At 67.4% G+C, this 23,014-nt stretch carries 22 protein-coding genes and 1 pseudogene; 16 read left to right on the top strand and 7 right to left on the bottom strand.

The genetic code is table 11. The features are described 5' to 3' along the window. Positions 1-77: 77 nt before the first annotated feature. Together ACFW01_RS04705 and ACFW01_RS04700 are read right to left on the bottom strand one after the other, a co-directional pair. Positions 78-1,229, bottom strand: a complete 1,152-nt coding sequence (locus ACFW01_RS04705) for a DUF6596 domain-containing protein (RefSeq protein ID WP_234957312.1) — start codon at positions 1,227-1,229, stop codon at positions 78-80. A gap of 8 nt (positions 1,230-1,237) precedes the next feature. Continuing rightward, entirely contained in the window at positions 1,238-1,645 is a 408-nt protein-coding gene (locus tag ACFW01_RS04700; RefSeq protein ID WP_234957185.1) for a YciI family protein, read from the bottom strand. Positions 1,646-1,969: 324 nt separating this feature from the next. Here ACFW01_RS04700 and ACFW01_RS04695 point away from each other — a divergent pair, with 324 nt between their 5' ends. The 9 genes and pseudogenes from ACFW01_RS04695 to ACFW01_RS04655 all read left to right on the top strand — a co-directional run bounded on the left by ACFW01_RS04695 (position 1,970) and on the right by ACFW01_RS04655 (position 10,292). Next, on the top strand, positions 1,970-2,962 hold the full coding sequence (locus tag ACFW01_RS04695) for an ATP-binding cassette domain-containing protein (protein ID WP_234957313.1): 993 nt from the start codon (positions 1,970-1,972) through the stop codon (positions 2,960-2,962). Then, a complete protein-coding gene (locus ACFW01_RS04690; RefSeq protein WP_384502377.1) occupies positions 2,959-3,747 on the top strand; it encodes an ABC transporter permease in 789 nt (262 codons plus the stop codon). The genes ACFW01_RS04695 and ACFW01_RS04690 overlap by 4 nt, the downstream gene beginning before the upstream one ends. Positions 3,748-3,917: 170 nt before the next feature. Beyond that, a pseudogene (locus ACFW01_RS04685) lies at positions 3,918-4,361 on the top strand (GtrA family protein); the annotation flags it as partial. A 370-nt stretch (positions 4,362-4,731) separates the two neighbouring features. Further along, positions 4,732-4,821, top strand: coding sequence for a K(+)-transporting ATPase subunit F (gene kdpF / locus ACFW01_RS04680; RefSeq protein WP_234957187.1), 90 nt, complete (start codon positions 4,732-4,734; stop codon positions 4,819-4,821). A gap of 7 nt (positions 4,822-4,828) precedes the next feature. Continuing rightward, complete coding sequence (gene kdpA, locus ACFW01_RS04675) at positions 4,829-6,493, top strand: potassium-transporting ATPase subunit KdpA (protein ID WP_234957188.1); 1,665 nt, start codon at positions 4,829-4,831, stop codon at positions 6,491-6,493. A 62-nt stretch (positions 6,494-6,555) separates the two neighbouring features. Then, on the top strand, positions 6,556-8,655 hold the full coding sequence (kdpB, locus tag ACFW01_RS04670) for a potassium-transporting ATPase subunit KdpB (RefSeq protein ID WP_384502453.1): 2,100 nt from the start codon (positions 6,556-6,558) through the stop codon (positions 8,653-8,655). 5 nt (positions 8,656-8,660) lie between these two features. Next, positions 8,661-9,332 carry a potassium-transporting ATPase subunit C gene (locus tag ACFW01_RS04665; protein WP_234957189.1) on the top strand — a complete coding sequence of 224 codons (672 nt, stop codon included), beginning with the start codon at positions 8,661-8,663 and terminating at the stop codon, positions 9,330-9,332. Between the two features lie 109 nt (positions 9,333-9,441). Then, the gene (locus ACFW01_RS04660) at positions 9,442-10,140 is read left to right on the top strand and encodes a response regulator (RefSeq protein WP_234957190.1); all 699 of its coding nucleotides are present in this window, start codon (positions 9,442-9,444) and stop codon (positions 10,138-10,140) included. 8 nt (positions 10,141-10,148) lie between these two features. After that, on the top strand, positions 10,149-10,292 hold the full coding sequence (locus ACFW01_RS04655) for a hypothetical protein (protein ID WP_234957191.1): 144 nt from the start codon (positions 10,149-10,151) through the stop codon (positions 10,290-10,292). 100 nt (positions 10,293-10,392) lie between these two features. On the opposite strand, the gene ACFW01_RS04650 is transcribed toward ACFW01_RS04655, so the two are convergent. Next, entirely contained in the window at positions 10,393-10,548 is a 156-nt protein-coding gene (locus tag ACFW01_RS04650; protein ID WP_122619779.1) for a DUF6131 family protein, read from the bottom strand. A 187-nt stretch (positions 10,549-10,735) separates the two neighbouring features. On the opposite strand from ACFW01_RS04650, the gene ACFW01_RS04645 reads away from it, so the two are divergent. The 7 genes from ACFW01_RS04645 to ACFW01_RS04615 all read left to right on the top strand — a co-directional run bounded on the left by ACFW01_RS04645 (position 10,736) and on the right by ACFW01_RS04615 (position 14,763). Continuing rightward, positions 10,736-11,134 carry a DUF3592 domain-containing protein gene (locus tag ACFW01_RS04645; protein ID WP_234957192.1) on the top strand — a complete coding sequence of 133 codons (399 nt, stop codon included), beginning with the start codon at positions 10,736-10,738 and terminating at the stop codon, positions 11,132-11,134. Between the two features lie 142 nt (positions 11,135-11,276). Then, the gene (locus ACFW01_RS04640; protein ID WP_234957193.1) at positions 11,277-11,768 is read left to right on the top strand and encodes a DUF2975 domain-containing protein; all 492 of its coding nucleotides are present in this window, start codon (positions 11,277-11,279) and stop codon (positions 11,766-11,768) included. Continuing rightward, positions 11,768-12,010: a helix-turn-helix transcriptional regulator gene (locus ACFW01_RS04635; RefSeq protein ID WP_234957194.1), complete on the top strand. Its 243-nt coding sequence runs from the start codon at positions 11,768-11,770 to the stop codon at positions 12,008-12,010. Before ACFW01_RS04640 ends, ACFW01_RS04635 begins: the two co-directional genes overlap by 1 nt. Next, positions 12,007-13,182 (top strand): NAD(P)/FAD-dependent oxidoreductase, encoded by a 1,176-nt coding sequence (locus tag ACFW01_RS04630; RefSeq protein ID WP_384502376.1) that lies wholly within the window; start codon positions 12,007-12,009, stop codon positions 13,180-13,182. Before ACFW01_RS04635 ends, ACFW01_RS04630 begins: the two co-directional genes overlap by 4 nt. Positions 13,183-13,317: 135 nt before the next feature. Continuing rightward, positions 13,318-13,686 (top strand): type II toxin-antitoxin system RelE/ParE family toxin, encoded by a 369-nt coding sequence (locus ACFW01_RS04625; protein ID WP_384502375.1) that lies wholly within the window; start codon positions 13,318-13,320, stop codon positions 13,684-13,686. Beyond that, positions 13,686-14,009, top strand: a complete 324-nt coding sequence (locus tag ACFW01_RS04620) for a helix-turn-helix domain-containing protein (RefSeq protein ID WP_384502374.1) — start codon at positions 13,686-13,688, stop codon at positions 14,007-14,009. The genes ACFW01_RS04625 and ACFW01_RS04620 overlap by 1 nt, the downstream gene beginning before the upstream one ends. A 220-nt stretch (positions 14,010-14,229) precedes the next feature. Then, complete coding sequence (locus ACFW01_RS04615) at positions 14,230-14,763, top strand: CbrC family protein (protein ID WP_384502373.1); 534 nt, start codon at positions 14,230-14,232, stop codon at positions 14,761-14,763. Positions 14,764-15,188: 425 nt separating this feature from the next. Here ACFW01_RS04615 and ACFW01_RS04610 read toward each other — a convergent pair whose 3' ends face one another. The 4 genes from ACFW01_RS04610 to ACFW01_RS04595 are packed head-to-tail and all read right to left on the bottom strand — an operon-like array spanning position 15,189 to position 22,648. Beyond that, positions 15,189-15,911 (bottom strand): M48 family metallopeptidase, encoded by a 723-nt coding sequence (locus ACFW01_RS04610; RefSeq protein ID WP_384502372.1) that lies wholly within the window; start codon positions 15,909-15,911, stop codon positions 15,189-15,191. Further along, on the bottom strand, positions 15,898-18,984 hold the full coding sequence (locus ACFW01_RS04605) for a type I restriction endonuclease subunit R (RefSeq protein ID WP_384502371.1): 3,087 nt from the start codon (positions 18,982-18,984) through the stop codon (positions 15,898-15,900). Before ACFW01_RS04605 ends, ACFW01_RS04610 begins: the two co-directional genes overlap by 14 nt. Beyond that, positions 18,981-20,207 carry a restriction endonuclease subunit S gene (locus tag ACFW01_RS04600; RefSeq protein ID WP_384502370.1) on the bottom strand — a complete coding sequence of 409 codons (1,227 nt, stop codon included), beginning with the start codon at positions 20,205-20,207 and terminating at the stop codon, positions 18,981-18,983. Before ACFW01_RS04600 ends, ACFW01_RS04605 begins: the two co-directional genes overlap by 4 nt. Then, on the bottom strand, positions 20,207-22,648 hold the full coding sequence (locus ACFW01_RS04595) for a type I restriction-modification system subunit M (protein WP_384502369.1): 2,442 nt from the start codon (positions 22,646-22,648) through the stop codon (positions 20,207-20,209). Before ACFW01_RS04595 ends, ACFW01_RS04600 begins: the two co-directional genes overlap by 1 nt. Positions 22,649-23,014: the final 366 nt, after the last annotated feature.

The following is a 23,014-nucleotide window of genomic DNA, read 5'->3' as shown; positions in this document are numbered from 1 at the left end:
GAACTTCTTTGAGGGCGCGCGACGTTGTGCGGACCGTCGTCCCGCTCAGGGTCGTAGGCGGTCGGTCGTCCTCGGGGCTAACTCCCCGGAGGGCGCGCGGCGTTGAGGCGGGCCGCGCGGCGTGTCAGGTGGTCGCGCTCGGCGAGGTTGTCGGCCTTGTGGGCCGCCTCGGCATACAGCCGGGCCGCCGTCGCCGGGTCGCCGTCCCGCTCGTGCAGGTACGCCGCCGCCGCGGTGTACCGGGGCAGCGAGGAGTCCACCGCCGCGAGTGCCGCCAGACCCGCCCGGGGACCGTCGGCCTCACCGACGGCCACCGCGCGGTTGAGCCGGACCACGGGGCTGTCGGTCAGGCGGGCCAGCTCGTCGTACCACTCCACGATCTGCACCCAGTCCGTCTCCTCGGTGGTGGGCGCGTCGGCGTGCAGCGCGGCGACGGCCGCCTGGGCCTGGAACTCGCCCAGCCGGTCGCGGGCCAGCGCGCCCTGGAGGATCGCCACGCCCTCGGCGATCGACGCGGTGTCCCATCGGCCGCGGTCCTGCTCGGCGAGCGGCACCAGGCTGCCGTCGGACGCGGTCCGCGCGGCGCGGCGCGCGTGGTGGAGCAGCATCAGCGCCAGCAGCCCCGCCACCTCGGGATGGTCGACGGCGGCCGCGAGCTGCCGGGTGAGCCGGATGGCCTCGGCGGCGAGGTCGACGTCGCCCGAGTAGCCCTCGTTGAACACCAGGTAGAGCACCCGCAGTACGGTCGCCACGTCGCCGGGCCGGTCGAACCGCACGCCGGAGACGGTGCGTTTGGCGCGGCTGATGCGCTGCGCCATGGTCGCCTCCGGCACCAGGTAGGCGCGGGCGATCTGACGGGTGGTGAGCCCGCCGACGGCGCGCAGGGTGAGCGCGACCGCCGACGACGGCGTCAACGAGGGGTGGGCGCACAGGAAGTAGAGCTGGAGCGTGTCGTCCACCGAGGACGCGGGGCCGGGCGCCGGCTCCTCGTCCACCCGGTCCTCGCGCCGGCGGCGGGCCGTGTCCGACCGGGCCGCGTCGAGGAAGCGCCGCCAGGCCACGGCGACCAGCCAGCCCTTCGGGTCCCGCGGCGGGTCGTCCGGCCAGGCCCGGACCGCCTCCGTCAGGGCGTCCTGGACCGCGTCCTCGGCCGCCGCGAAATCCGCTCCGCGGCGGACGAGGATGCCGAGCACGCTCGGCGTGAGGCTCCTCAGCAGGACCTCGTCCATCTCCCGGGTCACTCCGTGACGGTGGGCGGCTCGGCCAGGAACGGGCGCAGCTCCAGCCACTCGTGGATCGGCTTCCCGCCCGCGCCGGGGGCGGCCGACAGCTCACCGGCCAGCTCGACGGCGCGCTCGTAGGTGTCGACGTCGATGATCATCCAGCCGGCGATGAGGTCCTTGGTCTCGGCGAACGGGCCGTCCGTGACCGGAGGGCGCCCCTCACCGTCGTACCGGACGAAGGTGCCCTCGGGGGCGAGCGCCTGACCGTCGACGAACTCGCCGGTCTTCTCGAGACGGTCCGCGAAGTCCCGCATGTACTGCACGTGCGCCGAGATCTCCTCGGGCGTCCACTGGTCCATCGGCACGTCGTTCACGGCGGCCGGGGCGCCTCGGTAGTGCTTGAGCAGCAGGTACTTGGCCATGGTGCGTCTCCTCGGTGCTGGTGCGGTCCATTGTGGCCGCGTTCACCCCGGGGACGGAGCGGGACCCGGGTTCTCGACATCGCCGTACGGAATTCCGCAGAGATTTTTTCGCGGCTCCGGCCGGTGCTCCGACCTGCGGGTTCGCACCTGTGGCGCCGACTGGCGTCGCGTGGTGTCAGGTGGCGCCACATTCTCTCTTGCATGTGGTGCCATTGTGGTGCCATGATGACGTCATCGACCTCAGCGGTACGTCGGAACCCACCGCACTTCTCGTCCCCAGTCACTCCAGCCTCCGAACGGGAGGGCCCCGTGCCTTCAACAGCCATGCCCGCATCCGGCCACGGTGCCGGCCCCGCGCCCGCCGCCATCTCCGCCGTCGGCCTGCGCAAGTCCTTCGGTGACAAGGTCGTCCTGGACGGCATCGACCTGCGCATCCCGGCCGGTTCGGTGTTCGCGCTGCTCGGGCCGAACGGGGCGGGCAAGACCACCGCCGTCAAGATCCTGTCCACCCTGATCACCGCCGACGGCGGCCAGGCCCAGGTCGGCGGCCACGACCTCGGCACCGACCCGCAGGCCGTGCGCGCCGCGATCGGCGTCACCGGCCAGTTCTCCGCCGTGGACGGGCTGATCACCGGCGAGGAGAACATGCTCCTGATGGCGGACCTGAACCACCTGTCCAAGGCCGAGGGGCGGCGGGTCGCCGCCGAACTGCTGGAGCGCTTCGACCTCGTCGAGGCCGCGAAGAAGCCCGCCTCCACCTACTCCGGCGGCATGAAGCGCCGCCTGGACATCGCCATGACCCTGGTGGGCAACCCGCGCATCATCTTCCTCGACGAGCCCACCACCGGTCTCGACCCCCGCTCCCGGCACAACATGTGGCGGATCATCCGCACACTCGTCAACGGCGGCACCACCGTCTTCCTCACCACCCAGTACCTGGAGGAGGCCGACGAACTCGCCGACCGCATCGCCGTCCTCAACGACGGCCGGATCGCCGCCGAGGGCAGCGCCGACGAGCTCAAGCGCCTCATCCCGGGCGGCCACGTCCGCCTCCGCTTCACCGACCCCGCCGCCTACCGCGACGCCACCGACGCCCTCGCCGACGCCGCCCGCGACGACGAGGCGCTCACCCTCCAGATCCCCAGCGACGGCAGCCAGCGCGAGCTGCGCACCGTCCTGGACCGGCTCGACGCGGCCGGCGTCGAGGCCGACGAACTGACCGTGCACACCCCCGACCTCGACGACGTCTTCTTCGCCCTCACCGGCTCCACCACCGTCCCCGCCCAGGCCGACCAGTCCAAGGAGACCGTCCGATGAGCACCATCGCCCTCACCCTGCGCGACTCGTCCACCATGCTCCGGCGGAACCTGCTGCACGCCCGCCGCTACCCGTCCCTCACCCTGAACCTGCTGCTCACCCCGGTCATGCTGCTCCTGCTCTTCGTCTACATCTTCGGCGACGTGATGAGCGCGGGCATGAGCGGCGGCGCGGACCGCGACGCCTACGTCGCCTACCTCGTCCCCGGGCTGATCCTCATGACCATCGGCTCCACCACGATCGGTACGGCCGTCTCCGTCTCCAACGACATGACCGAGGGCATCATCGCCCGCTTCCGCACCATGGCGATCCACCGCGGCTCGGTCCTCGTCGGGCACGTCGTCGGCAGCGTGCTCCAGTCCGTCCTCAGCGTCGTCTTCGTCGGCGTCGTCGCCCTCGCGATCGGGTTCCGCTCCACCGACGCCACGGCCCTGGAGTGGCTCGCCGCGTTCGGACTGATCGCGGCCTTCTCCGTCGCCCTCACCTGGATCGCCGTCGGCATGGGCCTGATCAGCCCCAACGCCGAGGCCGCCAGCAACAACGCGCTGCCGCTGATCTTCCTGCCGCTCATCTCCAGCACCTTCGTGCCGATCGACGCGATGCCGGGCTGGTTCCAGCCGATCGCCGAGTACCAGCCCTTCACCCCGGCCATCGAGACCCTGCGCGGCCTGCTGCTCGGCACCGAGATCGGCCACAACGGGTGGCTGGCCCTCGTCTGGTGCGCGGCCCTCACCGTGCTCGGCTACTTCTGGTCGAAGTCGGTCTTCGACCGCGACCCGAGGTAGTGCCGGAGCGGCCCCTCGCTCCACGCCCCAGGGCGGCGCACCCCGACACCGTGTCGGGGTGCGCCGCCTTTCTGATGGCACGGCTGACGCCATAAAAGGCTCGCAATGGCACCATATGTGTGCCATAGTGGTGCCAACGAGGTGCACGGAATCTACCGGGGGGTCGGACCATGGAAACGGTGACGGTGACGGTGGCCGCGGACAGAGCGCCCGGCCGGCCGCGGGAGGCGCCCGGTGCCCTCGCCGCCTTCGCCCGCTTCGTCCTGTGCGGCGGCGGGCTGGGACTGGCCTCCAGTGTCGCCGTGGCGGCCCTCGCCACCTGGCTCCCCTGGGTCTTGGCCAACGCCGTGATCACCGTGGTCTCGACGCTCCTCGCCACCGAGCTGCACGCCCGCTTCACCTTCGGCGCCGACGGGCGCGCGACCTGGCGCCAGCACACGCAGTCCGCCGGATCGGCGGCGGCCGCGTACGCGGCGACCTGCGCCGCGATGCTCGCCCTGCACCAGCTGGTGGCGGCGCCCGGCGCGGTCCTCGAACAGATCGTCTACCTGTCCGCCTCCGCACTCGCCGGCGTCGCGCGCTTCGCCGTACTGCGCCTCGTCGTCTTCACCCGTCGCGGTGCCGTCCCGCCCCTGGCCGGCGACCCCGGGGCCGCGGAGCGCCGGGCGCCCTCGGCCGGCCGGTACCACCGGTGCGGGTCGGCTAGGAGCGTCGCGGGGACCGCCGCGACCCGGCGCGGGCGCGCCGCCGCGGCGTCCGGTGCCGCCCGGGGCAGGCCTGCCATCAGGGAAGCGTCAAAGCCGTTCCGGTCGACGTATGGAAGCCATCAACGGCGACCGGATCGGGCCGAGAAGGAGCTTTCCTCGACGTGTCAGTTCCCTGCCCGAACCTCATAGGAGTTGCGATGGCCGACGTGGCCTTCGTCGTCACCATGATCGCGGTGTTCGCGCTCGTGGCTCTCGTCGCCAAGGGGGTGACGAAGCTGTGACCGCCGAGAACACCGTCGGCCTGGTCGTGGCCGTCGCCCTCCTGGGTTACCTCGTCCTCGCCCTGATCTACCCGGAGAGGTTCTGAGCACCACATGAGCCCCGTCCTCGCCGGCGTCCTCCAGCTGCTCGCGCTCATCGCCGCGCTGGCGCTCGCCTACATACCCCTCGGCAACCACATGGCCCGGGTCTACTCCTCCGACCGGCACTGGCGCGTCGAGAAGTGGATCTACAAGGGCATCGGTGCCGACCCGGACCGGGAGATGCGCTGGCCCGCGTACCTGCGCGGCGTCCTCGCCTTCTCCCTCGCCGGCGTCCTCTTCCTCTACCTGCTCCAGCGGCTCCAGGGCGTCCTCCCCGGCTCCCTCGGCTTCGCGTCGATCGACCCGGACCAGGCGTTCAACACCGCCGTGTCCTTCGTGACCAACACCAACTGGCAGTCGTACTCCGGCGAACAGGCCATGGGCCACGTCGTGCAGACCGCCGGCCTCGCCGTGCAGAACTTCGTCTCCGCCGCCGTCGGCATGGCCGTCGCCGTCGCCCTGGTGCGCGGCTTCGCCCGGTCCCGCACGGGTGAACTCGGCAACTTCTGGGCGGACCTGGTGCGCGGTGTCGTCCGCGTCCTGGTGCCGATCGCCGCGGTCGCCGCCGTCGTCCTGGTCGCCTGCGGGGCCATCCAGAACTTCTCCGGCATCCACGAGGTCGGCCAGTTCCTCGGCGACCCGCAGCAGTGGAACGGCGGCGCGGTCGCCTCCCAGGAGGCCATCAAGGAGCTGGGCACCAACGGCGGCGGCTACTTCAACGCCAACTCCGCCCACCCCTTCGAGAACCCGACGCCCTTCTCGAACCTCTTCGAGATCTTCCTGATCCTGCTCATCCCGTTCTCGCTGACCCGGACCTTCGGCCTGATGGTCGGCTCGGTCCGCCAGGGCTACGCGATCCTCGGCACGATGGCCGCCATCTGGGTCGGCTTCACCGCCCTGATGATGTGGACCGAGTTCGCCCACCACGGACCCGCCCCGGAACTCGCGGGCGCGTCGATGGAGGGCAAGGAGCTGCGCTTCGGCGTGGGCGCCTCGTCCATCTTCGCGGTGTCGACCACCCTCACCTCCACCGGCGCGGTGGACTCCTTCCACTCCTCGTACACCGGACTCGGCGGCGGCATCACCATGCTCGGCATGATGCTGGGCGAGATCGCGCCCGGCGGCGTCGGCTCCGGCCTCTACGGCATGCTGGTCATGGCGGTCATCGCGGTGTTCATCGCCGGTCTGATGGTCGGCCGCACCCCCGAGTACCTGGGCAAGAAGATCGGCACCCGCGAGATCAAGTTCGCGGCCTGCTACATCCTCATCACGCCCGCCCTGGTGCTGGTCCTCACCGCCGCCGCCCTGGCCCTGCCGACCCCGGGCGACTCGATGACCAACAGCGGGGCGCACGGATTCTCCGAGATCCTCTACGCCTACACGTCGGCCTCGAACAACAACGGCTCCGCCTTCGCCGGCCTGAACGCCGACACCCAGTGGTTCAACAGCACCCTGGGGCTGGCGATGCTGCTCGGCCGCTTCCTGCCGATGGTGTTCGTCCTGGCGCTCGCGGGCTCCCTCGCCCAGCAGAAGCCCGTGCCCGCCTCCGCCGGCACCCTGCGCACCGAGAAGCCGCTCTTCACCGGCCTGCTCGTCGGCGCCATCCTGATCATCACCGGGCTGACCTACTTCCCGGCGCTCGCGCTGGGCCCGCTCGCCGAAGGGCTGGCGGCATGAACACCGACGCGCGGACGACCGGCACCACCCCGATGACCGACCCCCAGAAGCACGAGGACACCATGTCCACAGCCACCCCGACCAGGGCGCCGCACAGCGACGCGCCGACCGGGCACCAACCGGAGGAAGGCCGCGTCGGCGCGGGCCTCTTCGACCCCGGGCAGCTCGTCAGGTCGCTGCCCGACGCCTTCCGCAAGCTGGACCCGCGCGTGATGGTGAAGTCGCCCGTCATGTTCGTCGTCCTCGTCGGTTCCGTCCTGACGACCGTCTTCTCCTTCGCCGACCCCGGCGACTGGTTCGGCTGGACCATCAGCGCCTGGCTCTGGCTGACCGTGCTCTTCGCCAACCTCGCGGAGGCCGTCGCCGAGGGCCGCGGCAAGGCGCAGGCCGACACCCTGCGCAGGGCCAAGACCGGCACCGTCGCCCGCCGCCTGGTGGACGGGCGCGAGGAGCGGGTGCCCGGGACCGGGCTGCGCGTCGGCGACCTCGTGGTCTGCGAGGCCGGCGACGTCATCCCCGGCGACGGCGACGTCGCCGAGGGCGTCGCCTCCGTGGACGAGTCGGCGATCACCGGCGAGTCCGCCCCCGTCATCCGGGAGTCCGGCGGCGACCGGTCCGCCGTCACCGGCGGCACCAGGGTGCTCTCCGACCGGATCGTCGTCCGGATCACGACGAAGCCGGGGGAGACCTTCATCGACCGGATGATCAACCTGGTGGAGGGCGCGGCCCGGCAGAAGACGCCCAACGAGATCGCGCTGAACATCCTGCTGGCCTCGCTGACCGTCGTCTTCCTGCTGGCCTGCGCCACCCTGCCGCCGCTGGCCGGCTACGCGGGCACCGACCTGACGATGGTCGTGCTGGTGGCGCTGCTGGTCTGCCTCATCCCCACCACCATCGGCGCCCTGCTCTCCGCGATCGGCATCGCGGGCATGGACCGCCTCGTGCAGCGCAACGTGCTCGCGATGTCCGGTCGTGCGGTCGAGGCGGCCGGCGACGTCTCCACCCTGCTGCTGGACAAGACCGGCACCATCACCCTCGGCAACCGGCAGGCCGCCGAGTTCGTGCCGGTCGGCGGCGCCACCGAGGCCCGGCTGGCGGACGCCGCCCAGCTCTCCTCGCTGGCCGACGAGACGCCCGAGGGCCGCTCCGTCGTCGTCCTGGCCAAGGAGAGGTACGGGCTGCGCGAGCGCGACCGGGGCGAGCTGGTGGGCGCCGAGTGGATCGAGTTCACCGCCCAGACCCGGATGTCCGGCGTGGACGTCGAGGGCCGCAAGGTCCGCAAGGGCGCGGCCGGTTCGGTCACCGCCTGGGTCCGCGCACGCGGCGGCACGGTCGCCGAGGGCGCCGGCGAGGCCGCCGACCGCATCTCCGCGGCGGGCGGCACCCCGCTGCTGGTCGCCGTGGAGGACGGCGACGGAGCCCGCGTCCTCGGGGTGATCCACCTCAAGGACGTGGTCAAGCAGGGCATGCGGGAGCGGTTCGGGGAACTGCGGCGCATGGGCATCAAGACCGTCATGATCACCGGTGACAACCCGCTGACCGCCAAGGCGATCGCCGCCGAGGCGGGCGTCGACGACTTCCTCGCGGAGGCCACGCCCGAGGACAAGATGGCCCTGATCAAGCGGGAGCAGGCCGGCGGAAAGCTGGTCGCGATGACCGGCGACGGCACCAACGACGCGCCCGCGCTCGCGCAGGCCGACGTCGGCGTCGCGATGAACACGGGTACGTCGGCCGCCAAGGAGGCCGGCAACATGGTCGACCTCGACTCCAACCCGACCAAGCTCATCGAGATCGTCGAGATCGGCAAGCAACTCCTCATCACCCGCGGCGCCCTGACGACGTTCTCCATCGCCAACGACGTCGCCAAGTACTTCGCGATCATCCCGGCGCTCTTCGCGGCCGTCCACCCGGGCCTCGACAAGCTCAACATCATGCAGCTGTCCTCGCCGGACTCCGCGATCCTGTCCGCGGTGATCTTCAACGCGCTGGTCATCGTCGCGCTGGTGCCGCTCGCCCTCAAGGGCGTCCGTTACCGGCCGGTCAGCGCCGACCGGATGCTCCGCCGCAACCTCGCCGTCTACGGCCTGGGCGGGCTGATCGCGCCCTTCCTCGGCATCAAGGCCATCGACCTGCTCCTCTCCCTCATCCCCGGGATCGGCTGACCGCCATGAACACCTCCCTCACCAACACCGCCCGGCTGCTCGGCGCGGGCCTGCGCGCCCTGCTCGTGCTGACCCTCGTCACCGGCGTCATCTACCCGCTGGCCGTCACCGGCATCGCCCAGGGGCTCTTCGCCGGCAAGGCGAACGGCTCCGAGACCGAGTCGCACGGCGAGGTCGTCGGCTCGTCCCTGATCGGCCAGGCGTACAACCTGCCGCTCAAGAAGGGCCAGGAGACCCCGGAGCCCGACCTCAGGTGGTTCCAGGGCCGACCGCAGAACGGCCTCGGCAGCAACAGCGTCAACACCCAGTACAAGCTCATCCTGTCCGGCGCCACCAATCGCTCCGCCGACAACGCCGAGCTGGTCCAGTGGGTCAAGGACGCCAAGGCCGCCGTCGTCAAGGACAACTCCGTGCCCGGCCACCCGGTCAACCCCTCGGACGTGCCCGCGGACGCCGTCACCTCCTCCGGCTCCGGCCTGGACCCGGCCATCTCCCCGAACTACGCCGACCTCCAGGTCCACCGCGTCGCCGAGCGGAACGGCCTGCCCGCCGACCGGGTCCAGAAGCTGGTCGACGAGCACACCGAGGGCCGCACCCTCGGCTTCATGGGCGAGCCCCGGGTGAACGTGCTCGAACTCAACATCGCCCTCAAGGACCTCTCGGCGGCCGACCGCTGATGGCCTTACGCGTACGCCGTCGGAGCCGGCCGCCCGGAACCCGTTCCCGGCCGTCGGCTCCGGCCTCACCCACCCAGGGCGTGCCGTTTCGACAGGAAGGCGCACACCGATGACCCGGGTGCTGGTCGTGGAGGACGACCCCCAGCTCGTCCGCGCACTCGTCCTCAACCTGCGCGCCCGCCACTACGGCGTCGACGCGGCGCCCGACGGCACCACGGCCCTGCGCCTGGCCCAGGCACGCCGGCCCGACGTCGTCGTCCTCGACCTCGGACTGCCGGACGTGGACGGCGTCCACGTCATCAGGACGCTGCGTGGCTGGACCCGCGTGCCGATCCTGGTGCTCTCGGCCCGCAGGGCCTCCGGCGAGAAGGTCGCCGCGCTCGACGCGGGCGCGGACGACTACATCACCAAGCCCTTCAGCATGGACGAACTCCTGGCCCGCCTGCGCGCCGCGGTCCGCCGCACCGAGACGGACCCCGCCGCCGGTAGGGACCCCGCCGCCGATACGACGCTGGTCACCACGGAAGACTTCACCGTCGACCTGACCGCGAAGAAGGTCCGCCGCCTTGGCCACGACATCCGCCTCACCCCGACGGAATGGCACCTGCTGGAGATCCTGGTCACCCACCCCGGCCGCCTCATCAGCCAGAAGCACCTGCTGCGCGAGGTCTGGGGCGAGACCCACGGCAACAAGACCCACTACCTGCGGGTCTACATGGCCCAACTGCGCCGCAAACTCGAGACCGATCCCTCCCGTCCCCGCTACCTCGTCACCGAGGCCGGGATGGGCTACCGCTTCGAGGGGTGACCGGTCCCATGAAGCGCCTCTTCCTCGCCCTCCTGCTCACCGCGGCGGCCGTCTTCGCCTTCGGCCTCCTCACCGACACGTTGTGGCTGCTCGGGATCGGCGCGTGGACGCTGATCGCGGCGCTGCTGGTCGAGTTGGTCCACCGGCCCTGAGACGGATCCCGCCGGGCGGCCCCATCTCGCGGTACGCCGACCGACGGGGGCCGGGGCCACCACCCCGGCCCCCGTCGGGGCGTCTGCCAAGCCTGGAAATCTAGAAATAATGCTTGCGGCCGCCCACGGCCCGCCCGGTCGCCCCGAGGATCCAGAGGACCGCACCGACCACGATGAGGATTCCGCCGACCGTGGTCAGCAGCCCGACGCCGACGAGCAGGCCGATGATGAGCAGAATGAGCCCAATGAGAATCATTGCGAATCCGATCTGTCGAGTCTCCACGAGGCCCCGGGCCTCCTGACGGAAGGTCCGTGGAGCCGCTTGTACGTCCATCTCGAAACGGTCTCGAAACGGTGGAGTGTGTAGCGTTGCTCCCTCCGTGTGCCCTGCCATGACGGGCACATGCCCGGAGAACTCGGCCGGGCCGGGAGAGGAGGTGAATGTGTGGTCGACGCTCCTGCTGCTCGCGGGTCTCGCCGTCGTCGGTGCCGGAATATACGAGGCCGTCCTCCAGCGCCGCCTCCGCCGCGCGGGGACGCGCGCCGACGGCCTGGTGGTCCGCCACCACCGGAGCACCGGTACGAGGGGGGAGGGCGTCGCCTTCACCGCGGTGGTCGAGTTCACCGACGCGCAGGGCCGTTCGCACCAGTTCCGGGCCAGGACCTCCGGCGTCGAACGCCTCCCGGTGGGCGGCCGGGCACCGGTGCGCTATCTCCCCGGCACCCCGGGCACCGCACGCGTGGACCTGACCGGGAAGCGGGTCGAGAGCATCGTCCTCCCGCTGGGGGCGGGCGGTCTGTTCATCGCGGTGGCGATCTGGATGCTGCTCGGCGGCCGTTGAGGCGCCCCCGCCGGCCCGGCCCCTGTCAGTGACGGCAACTGGCCTCCAGGCCACGGGTTCTGGCGGCACCGGTGGGCCACCTGTTGCCGCTACCTATCGAAACACGATAGATTCACATCGTGATTCGATTGAAGGAGTGGCGATGGGAAAGCTGACCGTGCTCGCGCTACGCGCCGTACTCGCGGCGCTGCTCGCCGGGTCGGTGTTCGTCCAGACGGTGATGGCGGCCCTGCTGGCCTCGGACCTGGACGGCGGCGAACTGGCGGACCGGCGCGTCCCGATCGTCGTGATCGTGGTCCTGGGCGTCATGACGGTGGAAGCCGTACTCCTGGCTACGTGGCGCCTGGTGACCATGGTGCGCAGGGGCACGGTGTTCTCCCACGCCGCCTTCCGGCACGTGCACGTCGTGGTGGGCGCGTTCGCCGCCGCCGGGGTGCTCGTCTGCGCGCTCGGCGTCGTGCTCGCGCCGGGCGAGGCGGTGGCGCCGGGCGTGGTGCTCCTCCTCTGCGGCGTCGCCCTCGCGGCCTTCGGGGTCGCGCTCGTCGTCCTGGTGATGCGGGTGCTGCTCGCCCAGGCGGTCGCGCGCGACGCCGAGGCGTCGCAGATGCAGGCCGAGCTGAGCGGAGTCATCTGATGGCCATCGTCGTCGACATCGACGTGATGCTGGCCCGGCGCAAGATGGCCGTGGGCGAGCTGGCCGACCGGGTGGGCATCACCCCCGCCAACCTGGCGGTCCTCAAGAACGGCCGCGCCAAGGCGGTGCGCCTCTCCACGCTCGACGCGCTCTGCGAAGCGCTCGACTGCCAGCCGGGAGACCTGCTCCGCTGGGAGGCCGACGACCGGGTGGACGCGACCGTCCCCGACCAGCCGCGATGAACCGCCTCGGAGCCACGGCCGAGGCCGACGTCCTGGTGGTCGGCGCGGGCCTGGCCGGCCTGCACACGGCCACACTCCTCGCCCGCAAGGGCCACGACGTGGTCCTGGCCGAACGCCGCGCCAGTCCCGCCTCCGCGATCCGCACCACCGGAATCTTCGTCCGCAAGACACTCGACGACTTCCCCCTCCCGCCCGACTGCCTCGGCCCACCGATCCGGCGCGTCCTGCTCTACCCCCCGAACCTGCGCCGCCCGGTCGGCCTGGTCAGCGGACGCGACGAGTACCGGGTGGGAGACATGGCCCCGCTGTACACGCGGGCGGCCGAGGCCGCGGCGGAGTCCGGCGTACGCCTGGCGCTGAGCACCCGCTACGCCGGCCGCACCGGCGCCACCTTCCACCTCGCCGGACGCGAAGGCCCCACGGCGCTCCGGGCCCGCTTCGTCGTGGGAGCCGACGGCGCCCGCTCACGCGTCGCCCACGACCTGGGCCTCGACCGCAACCACCACCTGCTGGTCGGCGCGGAGGAGGTCTTCGCCCTCTCCGAAGGCGGCGACGAGCCACCGACCTTCCACTGCGTGCTGGACCCGTCCCACGCCCCCGGCTACCTGGCCTGGGTGGTCAACGACGGCCGGCACGCCCACGTCGGCGTCGCGGGCTACGCCGACCGCTTCCCCCACGGCCTGCGCCGCACCATGGAACGCTTCAGCGCCACGGCCCCCGGCCTGACCGGCGTCACCCGCCCCGACGCGGTGGAGCGACGCGGCGGCCCGATCCCCGTCGGCGGCGTCCTCCGCCGGATCAGCAGCCCGGACGGCCTCCTCGTGGGCGACGCGGCCGGCGCGGTCTCCCCGCTCACGGCGGGCGGCCTGGACCCGTGCCTCCGCCTGTCGGAGCACGCGGCCACGGTCCTGGACACGGCACTGCGCACGGGTGACCGCAGGGCGCTGCGCACCTACGACGGAGCAGCCCTGCGCACCGACTTCCGCGGCCGCCTGATGCTCCGCAGGGCACTGTCCCAACTCCGCACCCCGGCGATGGCGGAGGCGGCGTTCCCTCTCCTCCGAAGCCGCTTCGGCAGGGCGGTGGCCGGCCGGGTCCTCTTCGGCGACAGGTCGTTTCCTACGCCGGCGGGGGCCGAGGTCAGCGCCGGCCTAGCTGTGAACAGGGGGTAGATGTGTCGTCCGCTGGTGCAGCCGTCGGGGCGTGTCCGGTGCGGAGCCCGGGGAACGGGTGCTCTACCCGCTGAGCGGCCGGGGGCGGCCCTGGTGGCTTGCGGTATGCATTACGAGGTATATACCGTTGTTTGCATGTCGGAGCGGTGGCAGATCGAGATCGAACCCGAGGTGCGGGAATGGCTGGAGCTCCTCCCGTTCCGGCTCTACCGACGGGTCGAGGACAAGACCGACCGACTGCTGGACGAGCCGACGACCCTCGGCGAGCCGTACTCGCGGCACCTGGGAGGCAAGCTCCGTGAACTCCGCTTCGACTTGGACGGCGAGGCAGTGCGCATTCCGTACTGGCTCGCGCCGGGACAACGGATCGTGCTGCTGACGGTTTTCAGAAAGACGAAGATGCGTGAAGCGGCTGAAGTCGAACGTGCGCACCAGGTCCAGAAGGCATGCGAGGCCGAGCACGGGCACGCCCAACACACGTACGAACGGCGCAAGGAGAGCTGATGAGCCACAGCAGGTGGAGGACGCGTCGGACTCGGGAGCTCGCGGGGGAGTCGGTGGAGTACGACCAGGAGTACGTCGATGCCCGCCTGGCCGGCGACCTCGGCCAGGCGGTCTACGACCGTCGCATCGAGCTCGGCCTGTCCCAGACGGAGCTGGCGGAGCGGTCTGGCATGACGCAACCGCAAGTATCCCGGATGGAGGGCGGCGACACCGTACCGACCCTTCCGCTGCTACGGCGCTTGGCCAAGGCCCTGGACGGCACGCTCAGTCTGACCATCGACGAAGGCGATTCGCACGTCACCTTCACCCCGCACGCCGCCTGAGCCGTTGGCAACGCAGTCCGGCATGAACGCGGAAGGGCACCTAGGAAAGCCTGTAATTGCCCTTTCCCTGTCCCGCCGACGGGACCACCCGCCGCAGAATTTCGATCCAGGCTCGCCCTTGGTGCCGCGCGAGGGCACTTGATCCACTACTTCCTTGCGGACAGACTGCCTTCATGGGATCGGTAGGCGTGGCCGTTACCGCGCAGAGCAAGAAGCTGCGATGAGCGCCGACCTGCCCTTCTTCCGGTATCACCCGGACCCCCTGGCAAGCGGGGCCATCCGCGCGTCCGCCGATTCGTGTGCCTGCTGCCATCGCAGCACGGGCTGGATCTACACGGCAACCTTCTACTCCGCGCAAGAGGTCAGCGGACGCTTCTGCCCCTGGTGCATCGCAGACGGGAGGGCAGCTGATCGTTTCGCGGGCGAATTCACCGACTCCTACGGGCTCGACGGCGTGAGCGACGACGTGCTGCACCAGGTCACCCGCCGCACACCAGGGTTCCACGCCTGGCAGGATCCGCACTGGCTCGTCCACTGCCACGACGCGGGTGCCTTCGTGGGCGAGGTCGGGTACACCGAGTTGGCGGAGCATCCCGAAGCTCTCGACCAGCTGCGGACCGAGATGCGCAGGGATGGCTGCCACGACGGAAGTCAGGTTGAGCGCCTCTTGACCCGCCTCGGTGAGGGGATGACCGCCATGCTCTTCCGGTGCACCGTCTGTGGCGCGCACCTTGCCTACGCCGACGCATCCTGAAGATCGCCTGCCGTCGCGACTGCGCGCGGCATCAGATGAGGGACGCAGGGGACAGCGACCACCGCGTTGATGTCAGGCGTGAATGTCAGAAGGGGGCCACTCCCGAAATCTCGGGAGTGGCCCCCTTCTGAACTGGTGCCCCCGGCAGGATTCGAACCTGCGACACCCGCTTTAGGAGTGGGATCGAATCCTTGCCGGGTGGTTTCAGGCAATGCCGCACGGTGCCGTTCTGCCTGATCAGCGCCCTGCGGCGCGGTGCCTCGTCCTGCAGGTGATGCCTGGTGTTGGCCCGTCCGCTCACGCATCGCGCACGCACGAAGCACGCGTAGCTGCCCCTCGCTGCCAGGCCCGCTCAGGAGAACGTCGGCGCGGACGGCCGTGGCGCGTGGAGGCTGGTCCCCCCACCGAGCTTGGTTTCCCAGCAGTCATTGCCACTGCTCCTCTGCGAGCGGCGCATTGTTCAGCTGGTCACGGAGACTTCGCCAGTTTGGAATGGATCTCTCCATAAGCTTGGTGAAACGGTCGTCGTGGTGGCGTTGCAGGTAATGCGCCATCTCATGGACGACGATGTACTCCAGGCAGGCCGGGGGCTTCTTGGCGAGCTCGACGTTGAACCAAATGTGCCCGGTCTCGCGGTTGCAGGACCCCCACTTGGTCTTCATCCGCTTAATGCTCCACCGCGATACCGAGACTTCGAGGATCGGCTCCCACTTGGCAATCAAGGTCGGGACCGCATGCCGAAGCTGCTCTCGATACCACTGGTCGAGCAGCTCGCGGCGCCGTTGGGCTGAGGTGCCGGCCGGGACATACAACAGCAATCGCTCGCCGTCTAGCTCGAAGTGTGCCCGACCTGGGCGTTCAACGATCTTCATCCGGCGGCGAACGCCCCACACGTAATGGGATTCGCCTGTGACCATTTCCCGCGTGGACTGCCGTGAGGCTGATTGCAGTTGCTCGCGCTGCTCCTTGATCCACGGCAGGCGTTGGATCACGGCGATCCGCACCTGATCGTCGTCGAGCTGATGCGGCGCTGCTACCCGGACGCGTCCCAGCGGTGGGTAGACGCCGATGTGCAGGTTCTTGATGTTCTTGTAGATGACGTCGACGTCGATGCCACGGATGGTGAGACAGGCATTAGCGGTACTCATGACGTGCCTTTAGCAGTTCAAGCAGTTCATCAAGCCGGTCGAAGTCGGCAGTCAGGGCCTGAGCGAGCGCGCGTTTGACCTTCTTCTCTTTCATCGCATTACCCACCCATGAGTCGGGCTTGGTATGGAGGATGGTGGTGTCCACCACCGCGGCCAGTTCCGGGGCTTGGTCGAAGAAGTCGATCAGGGCGCGGCGGGCACCGTTGTTGGCCCACTCCGGGTACTTGATGTCTGATTCGCCTGTGCCGAGCCTGGAGGCGTGCTCCAGCAGCTTCGTGAGGTACTCCTTGTAGTCCAGAGCTCCTTGGCGCCGTTCTTCTAGTATGGCGTCGAGCAGCTCCGACATCTTGTCGTAGTACTTCGGGTTCATCGGGCGCTCGTCGATGATCACCTTGCGCATGTTGTTGGTGATCGTCTCCGCCATCGCTTCCGGGTCCTTCCTGATACCCGCGGGAAGCTTGTCGAGCGCGCTAGCCCCCAACTCGACGATCAACTGGACTAGCCCGGCTTCCTGGAAGTCGGAAACCACTTCGGAGGGACTGGCGCTGATGTACGTGTCGAGCAGATGCCGCATACCGGCCTCGTACTGCTTGAAGTCGACATTCTCGCCGGCGCCGAGCTTGACCTCGTCGCGCACGTTGGCATAGTGGGCGATCTCGTCCTTGATCGCCGCGGCCTCGGCGTCGCTGTAGCGAGCGGCCTTCATTTCATTGGCGAGGTTGCCGTACGCGCGGGTCACAGCCGCAACGGCCTTGTAGAGCTCAACCCGCTTAGGTTCGTTGGCTTTGAGTTGGGCGACGTTGCCCTGCTCGCGGGCGCAGAAGTATTGCTGGTACTGGAGGGTGTTCTTCGGTGGCTCGACCAGTTCACACAACGCCCGGATCTTTTCCAGGGCCTCGTCGAGGTCGTCACGGGCCTTGTCAATCCGGTTGGACAGTAGCCCCTCAATGTCCCTTGTCTCGTAGCCATCGAGGACACTGCCGGTGTAAACCGTGATCGCGGACTCAAGAGAGTTGAACAGGTCGCGGTAATCGACGATGTAGCCGTAGTCCTTGTCCTCGCCGTCGAGGCGGTTAACCCTGCAGATCGCCTGGAACAGACCGTGATCTTGCATCTTCTTGTCGATGTACAGGTACGTCGCGCTCGGGGCATCGAAGCCGGTCAAGAGTTTGTCGACAACGATGAGCAGCCGCATCTGGCCCGGGTCGTTGATGAAGCGTTCCTTGACGTCCTTCTCGAACTGGTCGACCTTTCCCATCGCCTTATCGGCAGGCTCGTTGAAGTGGTCCGCGAGCATCTGCCGGTAGATCTCGTACTGGCGTAGCCGCTCGGTGGCGCCGTGGCCTGAGTCCTCTTTTGAGATATCGCTGGCCTGTGGCGTGTACGACGTGATGATGGCGCACTTTCCCTTGAACCCAGCCTGCGTGAACAGCTCGTAGAATTTGCACGCCTGGTAAATACTCTGACTAACGAGGATGGCGTTGCCGCGGCCGTCCGACAGGCGAGGCTTGATCTCCATGTCGAGCAGGATGTCGTTGACTATCTGCCGGGCGCGCGGCTCCGAACTGACGACTTTCTGGATAGTACCCCAGCGCTTCTTGAGCTCGGCGCGGGACAGGTCCGTCATACCGCGGGTCTTTGCCTCAAACCACTGGTCGACCTTTGCTGGCGAGGTTAGGTCCTGATCGATGTTGCGAGCCTCGTACCGCAGGTCGAGTACGACGCCGTCTTCAACACCCTCGTCGAACTTGTACGTGTGGATGAAAGTGCCGAACCGCTGGACAGTGGTGTCCTTGTCCTCTTTGAGTAGGGGCGTACCGGTGAAGCCGATGAACATGGCACCAGGCATGAGTGCCTTCATGGCGTCGTGCATCTTGCCTGACTGGGTGCGGTGGGCTTCGTCGACGAAGACGAAGATGTTGCCCTTGGCGTGGAAGTCCTTCGAGACGGTTGCCTTCAGCTCACGAATGAACTCGCTCTCAGCTTCATCGCGCGCGGCCTCGTCTTCCGAGCCGCGGAACTTGTGAACCAGCGAGCAAATCAGCCACTTCTCGCTCGCATGCAATGTGGCGAGTAGGTCAGCGCCGCTCTTGGTGCGGTAGATGGCCTCGTTGACTCCCTGGAAGACCTTCTCGATTTGATCATCCAGTTCGCTCCGGTCAGTGATGAGGAGCACGCGGGCGTCCGGCTGGTTCTCGCGAATCCACTTGGCCAGCCACACCATCGTCAGTGACTTGCCGGAGCCCTGGGTGTGCCAGATGATGCCCCCCTCGCGCTTGGCGATTCGCTTCTGGGCCGCCTTAACGCCGAGGTACTGGTTATGCCGACAGGTCTTCTTCTGCCCCGCGTCGAAGACCATGAAGTCGTGAACCAGCTCAAGTAGACGCTCCTTCGAGCAGAGCTGCGTCAAGGAGCGGTCGAGCGGGTCAGCGATGTCGGAAAGCTCACGCCACGCCAACCAGTACTTCTCCGGCGTGTCGATGGCGCTGTAGCGCAGTCCTTCTACGTCGTTGCCGGCCATGACGAGCTGCACTGTCGTGAAGAACGACCGAATGAACTCGGGCCGCTGGTTCCCGATACTCTGCCGGATACCCTCAGAGACGGCGACCTTTGAACGCTTGAGCTCGATTGTCCCTAAGGCGATGCCGTTGACGTAGAGCACGATGTCCGGGCGCTTCGTGTGCTGCCCCAGCACCGTCACTTCCTCGGCCAGGGCGAAGTGATTGACTTCGGGGTGCGCCCAGTCGACGAGCCACACGGTCTGCCACTGTTCGCCCACGCCGGGATTGACCTTCACCCCGTACCGTAGCAGGCCGTAGACGTCGCGGTTTGCGTTGTACAGATCGCGGCCGCTACCGAGCGAGGCATCGCTCTTCAGCTTGTCGACCGCCTTGTTGATGAGGTTGTCGCTGTAGCCCCGGGCGCGGAGATTGTGCGTGAGCAGCCCCACATCGACGTTGGAATTTTCCGCGCGGTACTCCCAGTTGCCGAGATACTCGTAGCCCAACGAGTCTTGGAACAGCTCGATGACGCGGTCTTGAGTCTTGCGTTCGGGCTGACCGACATTGCTCATGCTGCGCTCTCCTTGACGGGAAGGCGGGTACGGCCGGTCAGGAGCTGCTGCAGCATTCCTTGCTTGAGAGCACGCAATTTGTCGAGACGGGCCTCGTGGGCAGTGATTTCAGTATCCATGTCAGACAAGACCTCGGCAATTGCTGCCTGTTCGAGTCGATCAGTAGGCCAGAGAAGACGTAGATTGCTAAGCCTCGAACTGCCTAGGTGCGCAACTGAGGTGGTTTTCGTAGCGATCGCAGCAAACACCCCCGTTTGCTGGCAGTGGCGAAAGAGATGCGCAGCGAATTCGGGAGATGTTCCTCGGTGGGCTCGAAACCGGAGTAGCTGATTCTGCATTGTGCAGGAAGCTCCGAATTCACCGTTGTACATGGAACAACGGCCTACGAGCTCCAAGGACTGGCCTTCATTGAGTAGAACATCCCCACGCTCGATACCGAAGCGCTCAAACTCGGCATCTGTCATTGGCATCCACAGAACGTCCCCTAGGTCGATCCGCCCATCAAGCACATTCTTCGTCCGGAGATAGGGGCGCAACGCTCCAGCGCCGCTGACGTTCAGTGCCTTGCCAGCAAGGACATCCCCCATTTCAGTTACGCGACGATATTCCCAGACGCCCCTGTACCCCTGCAGGCGGGTACGGCCGGTCAGGAGCTCCTGCATTGCGCCCTGCTTGATCGCCTGTTTCTTGGCGATCAGGCGTTCCAACGTGGAGAGCAGGTTGTCGACGTCATTCATCGCGGCCGCAATCGCATTCTGCGTCGCAATATCAGGCAACGGCACCGGTAGTTGTGCATATTCACGCCCGTTGATTCCCGGCTGACCGCTGCGTACAGATGTCCGAGCGACCCAGTCCCAATATTCCTTTGATTGCGTGAAGAGCGATAGGTACTTAGGATTGAGCAGCTTCGGATCCGGTGCAATGTTGATCAGGAATCCGGCGTACACCAACTCGCCGTCACGTGAGTCGTACAGGTAGGACTTGCCGACACTGGCGCCAGTGCGCGCGAAAACAAGCTCCCCAGTGGCCAGTCGGTAGTTGGCTGCGCTGACGTGATCTACTCCGACCTTGGGATCAGGAGAGAACCTGCCCGAGTCGTCGATATCCGTGATTCGAATATAGGTTGCTACACCGGGGGCCAGCGGAACAGCCGCAGCGTTAATTCCGTAACGAGGCGGGCGCAGTAGTAGCTGACCGAGTGGTTTATGCTCCACGCTGACCATTACTCCACCCCCATGCTGGCCAGGTGCTGTGAAATTTTGGACCCGAGCCTTTCCATCAGCGTGTCAAGCGCCTCGACAGTTTCGGCGTAGCGCTTGCCGAGTTGCTGGATCCGAGAGACTAGTGCGAGAGTGAGTGACTCAGCCTCAGACGCTACGCGGCTGGTGAGCGTCGCCTGCCACTTGTCGTCGAGTACAAGCTGCTTGATCTCAGGCTCGGTGAGGTCGCCGTACTTCTTGAAGGTCGCGAGATCGAGGGCGGCCTGGGCTTCCTTGACGGCCTTCTTGGCGACGGCTTCGTCGTTGTACAGCTTGATCAGGTGCTGCAGCGCCTTGATCTCCTGCGAGTCAGCTCCTTCGTGCCTGGCTACCTTGAGCCGCATCGAAGCGAGAGCCTTGGAGATCTTGCCGTCGTCCATCGCCTCAGCAAGCAGGCCGTCCTCTACGGCGTGCTCCTCGATGCACTCCTCGACAGCACGGCTTGCGTCCTCAGCTGCGGCGTGTAGCGCGTCAACCTTGGCCTGCTCGTCAGCAAAGTAGCGAGCGACGATGAGCGCCGGCGGGATGAGGTCCATCTTGTACTTGGTGGCGTTGCGCCCAGAGCCGATGACGAGGTCCGGGGTCTCAGAGAGCTTGCGCTCCTTGTCCTCGATGGTCTTGCGAGGCTTCGCCGCCTCACACCACCCCTCGTTCATGATGAGGAAGACGTCATCATGCATGACGCCGTGCCAATAGGTCATGAGCTGCTCGTAGACGTCGTACTCGTCGAGCAGCGCAGTGTTCTTGAACCGGGCCAGCAAGTCGTCGCTGATACGAGCAATCAGGTCCTTGGGGACAGTGTCCGGGTTCAGTGCTTGCAGGACCGGGCGGTGCGCGGTGAACCAGTCCTCAACCTGACCGCGGACGTCCGTGGCGAATTTCTGGAATTCAACGGAGTCCAGGATGGTTTGTTGGACCTCAGCCACGCCGACCGCTAGGTCACTGTAGCCAGGACGGTTTGGCTTGAAGAGGGCAAGACGAAGGCTCGGGAACGCCTCCCAGTACCCGTTGAGTGCGTCCAGGTCGCGTTCCGGGATCCCGCCGTGCATGTGGGCGTGGAGGTCCTGGATGTCCTCCGGCTCGGAGGAGTCGATGTACCGCGGGAGGTTGAGGTTGTAGTCGTTTTTCGGGTCGGCGATCTCGTGGAGCGGCACCATACGCGAGTAGCGCTCGATCTCAATCTGCCTGTTGAAGACGTCGACGATCTTGTGGATGTCCTGGCTGCGGAGGCGGTTCTTATTGCCGTCCTTAATGAAGCCCCTGGAGGCGTCGATCATGAAGACGCCGGTGCGCGCCTGAGCGTTCTCCTTGTCGAGGACGATGATGCAAGCCGGAATGCCAGTGCCATAGAAGAGGTTCGCGGGCAGGCCGATGACTCCCTTGATGTAGCCGCGGCGCAGCAACTCCCTGCGGATGGTGGCTTCGGCGTTACCACGAAAGAGGACTCCATGGGGCAGGATGACCGCCGCCTTGCCCGTGCTCTTGAGTGACTTGAGGATGTGGAGCAGAAAGGCGTAGTCACCGTTCTTCTCCGGCGGCCGACCGTACTCGAAGCGGCCGTAGTCGTTCTCCAGACCGTTGCTCCACGACTTGATCGAGAACGGCGGGTTGGCGACGGCGAAATCGAAGGTCCGCAGCTGCCTGCCCGTAGTGAACTGCGGACTGGTGATCGTGTCACCCTTCAAAATGTCCGCGTCCGCGTTGCCGTGGAGGATCATGTTCATCTTGGCCAGCGCCCACGTGGCGTTGTCCTTCTCCTGGCCGTAAATGGTGATGCCACGAGGTGCCTCGTCAGCCACCTTGAGGAGGAGTGAGCCCGACCCGCACGTAGGGTCGTAGACCGTGTGGTCCTGCCGCGTGCCTGGTCCAATGCCGACGACCTTGGCGAGCACACGTGAGACCTCGGCCGGGGTGTAGAACTGGCCCTTCGACTTGCCCGACTCCGTGGCGAAGTGTCGCATCAGGTACTCGTAGGCGTCGCCGAGCAGGTCATCGCCCTCAGCGCGGCTACCTCGAAAGTCCAGGTCAGAGAAGATCGCCACGAGTTTGGAGAGGCGATCCTGCATCTCCTTGTCCTTACCGAGCTTCTCCTCATTGTTGAAGTCCGTAAGGTCGATGACCTTGACCAGCGTCGGATTCGCTTCGGCGAGCTTTCCGATGATCTTGTTGATCTTGTCGCCGATCTCCTTGTCGCCCTTGAGGGCGACCATGTCATCGAAGGATCCGCCGACGGGGACGTCGATCAAGGAATACGGGTCGGACTTGGCCTTGTCCGTCACGTACTTCACGAACAGTAGCGTTAGGATGTAGTCCTTGTACTGGCTGGCGTCCATGCCGCCGCGCAGCTCGTCGCAGCTCCGCCACAGCGAGCTGTACAAGTTCGACTTTTTGAGAGCCACTAGCACGCCACCCCCTTGCCTGCGTCGAGCCCGGAGCCTGACCGTGAGCCCGCGGTGAGGGGTACGTGTGACCTGTCCATTCGGCGCCTATCCTTCGCGTGCCAATGCGTGACAGCAGCGTCACTAGTGGTGATACTCAAACTGGGTGTCTCAACGATAGCGCCGGGTTCTGGCAGGGGATGTCGTTAGCGGAGAGCGCCGCTGACTTGAGTGAGTCGATCACCTCACCCCCTCATTGAGTACTCATACAGGGGCAGATCGCGGTGCGGTCAGTCCGGCTCGCTCGCATCAAAGGGTCACTGTGAGCACGCGACCGGTTCCGCGGCGCTGTGATCGTCCTGAGGTTGTGTGCTCGCAGGGCTGGCACGAAGC

Source organism: Streptomyces sp. NPDC058985 (assembly GCF_042740985.1).
In the GTDB taxonomy this organism is placed as follows: Bacteria; Actinomycetota; Actinomycetes; order Streptomycetales; family Streptomycetaceae; genus Streptomyces.
The sequence above is the reverse complement of the archived record's forward strand: the minus strand, read 5'-3'. Positions and strand labels throughout refer to the sequence as shown.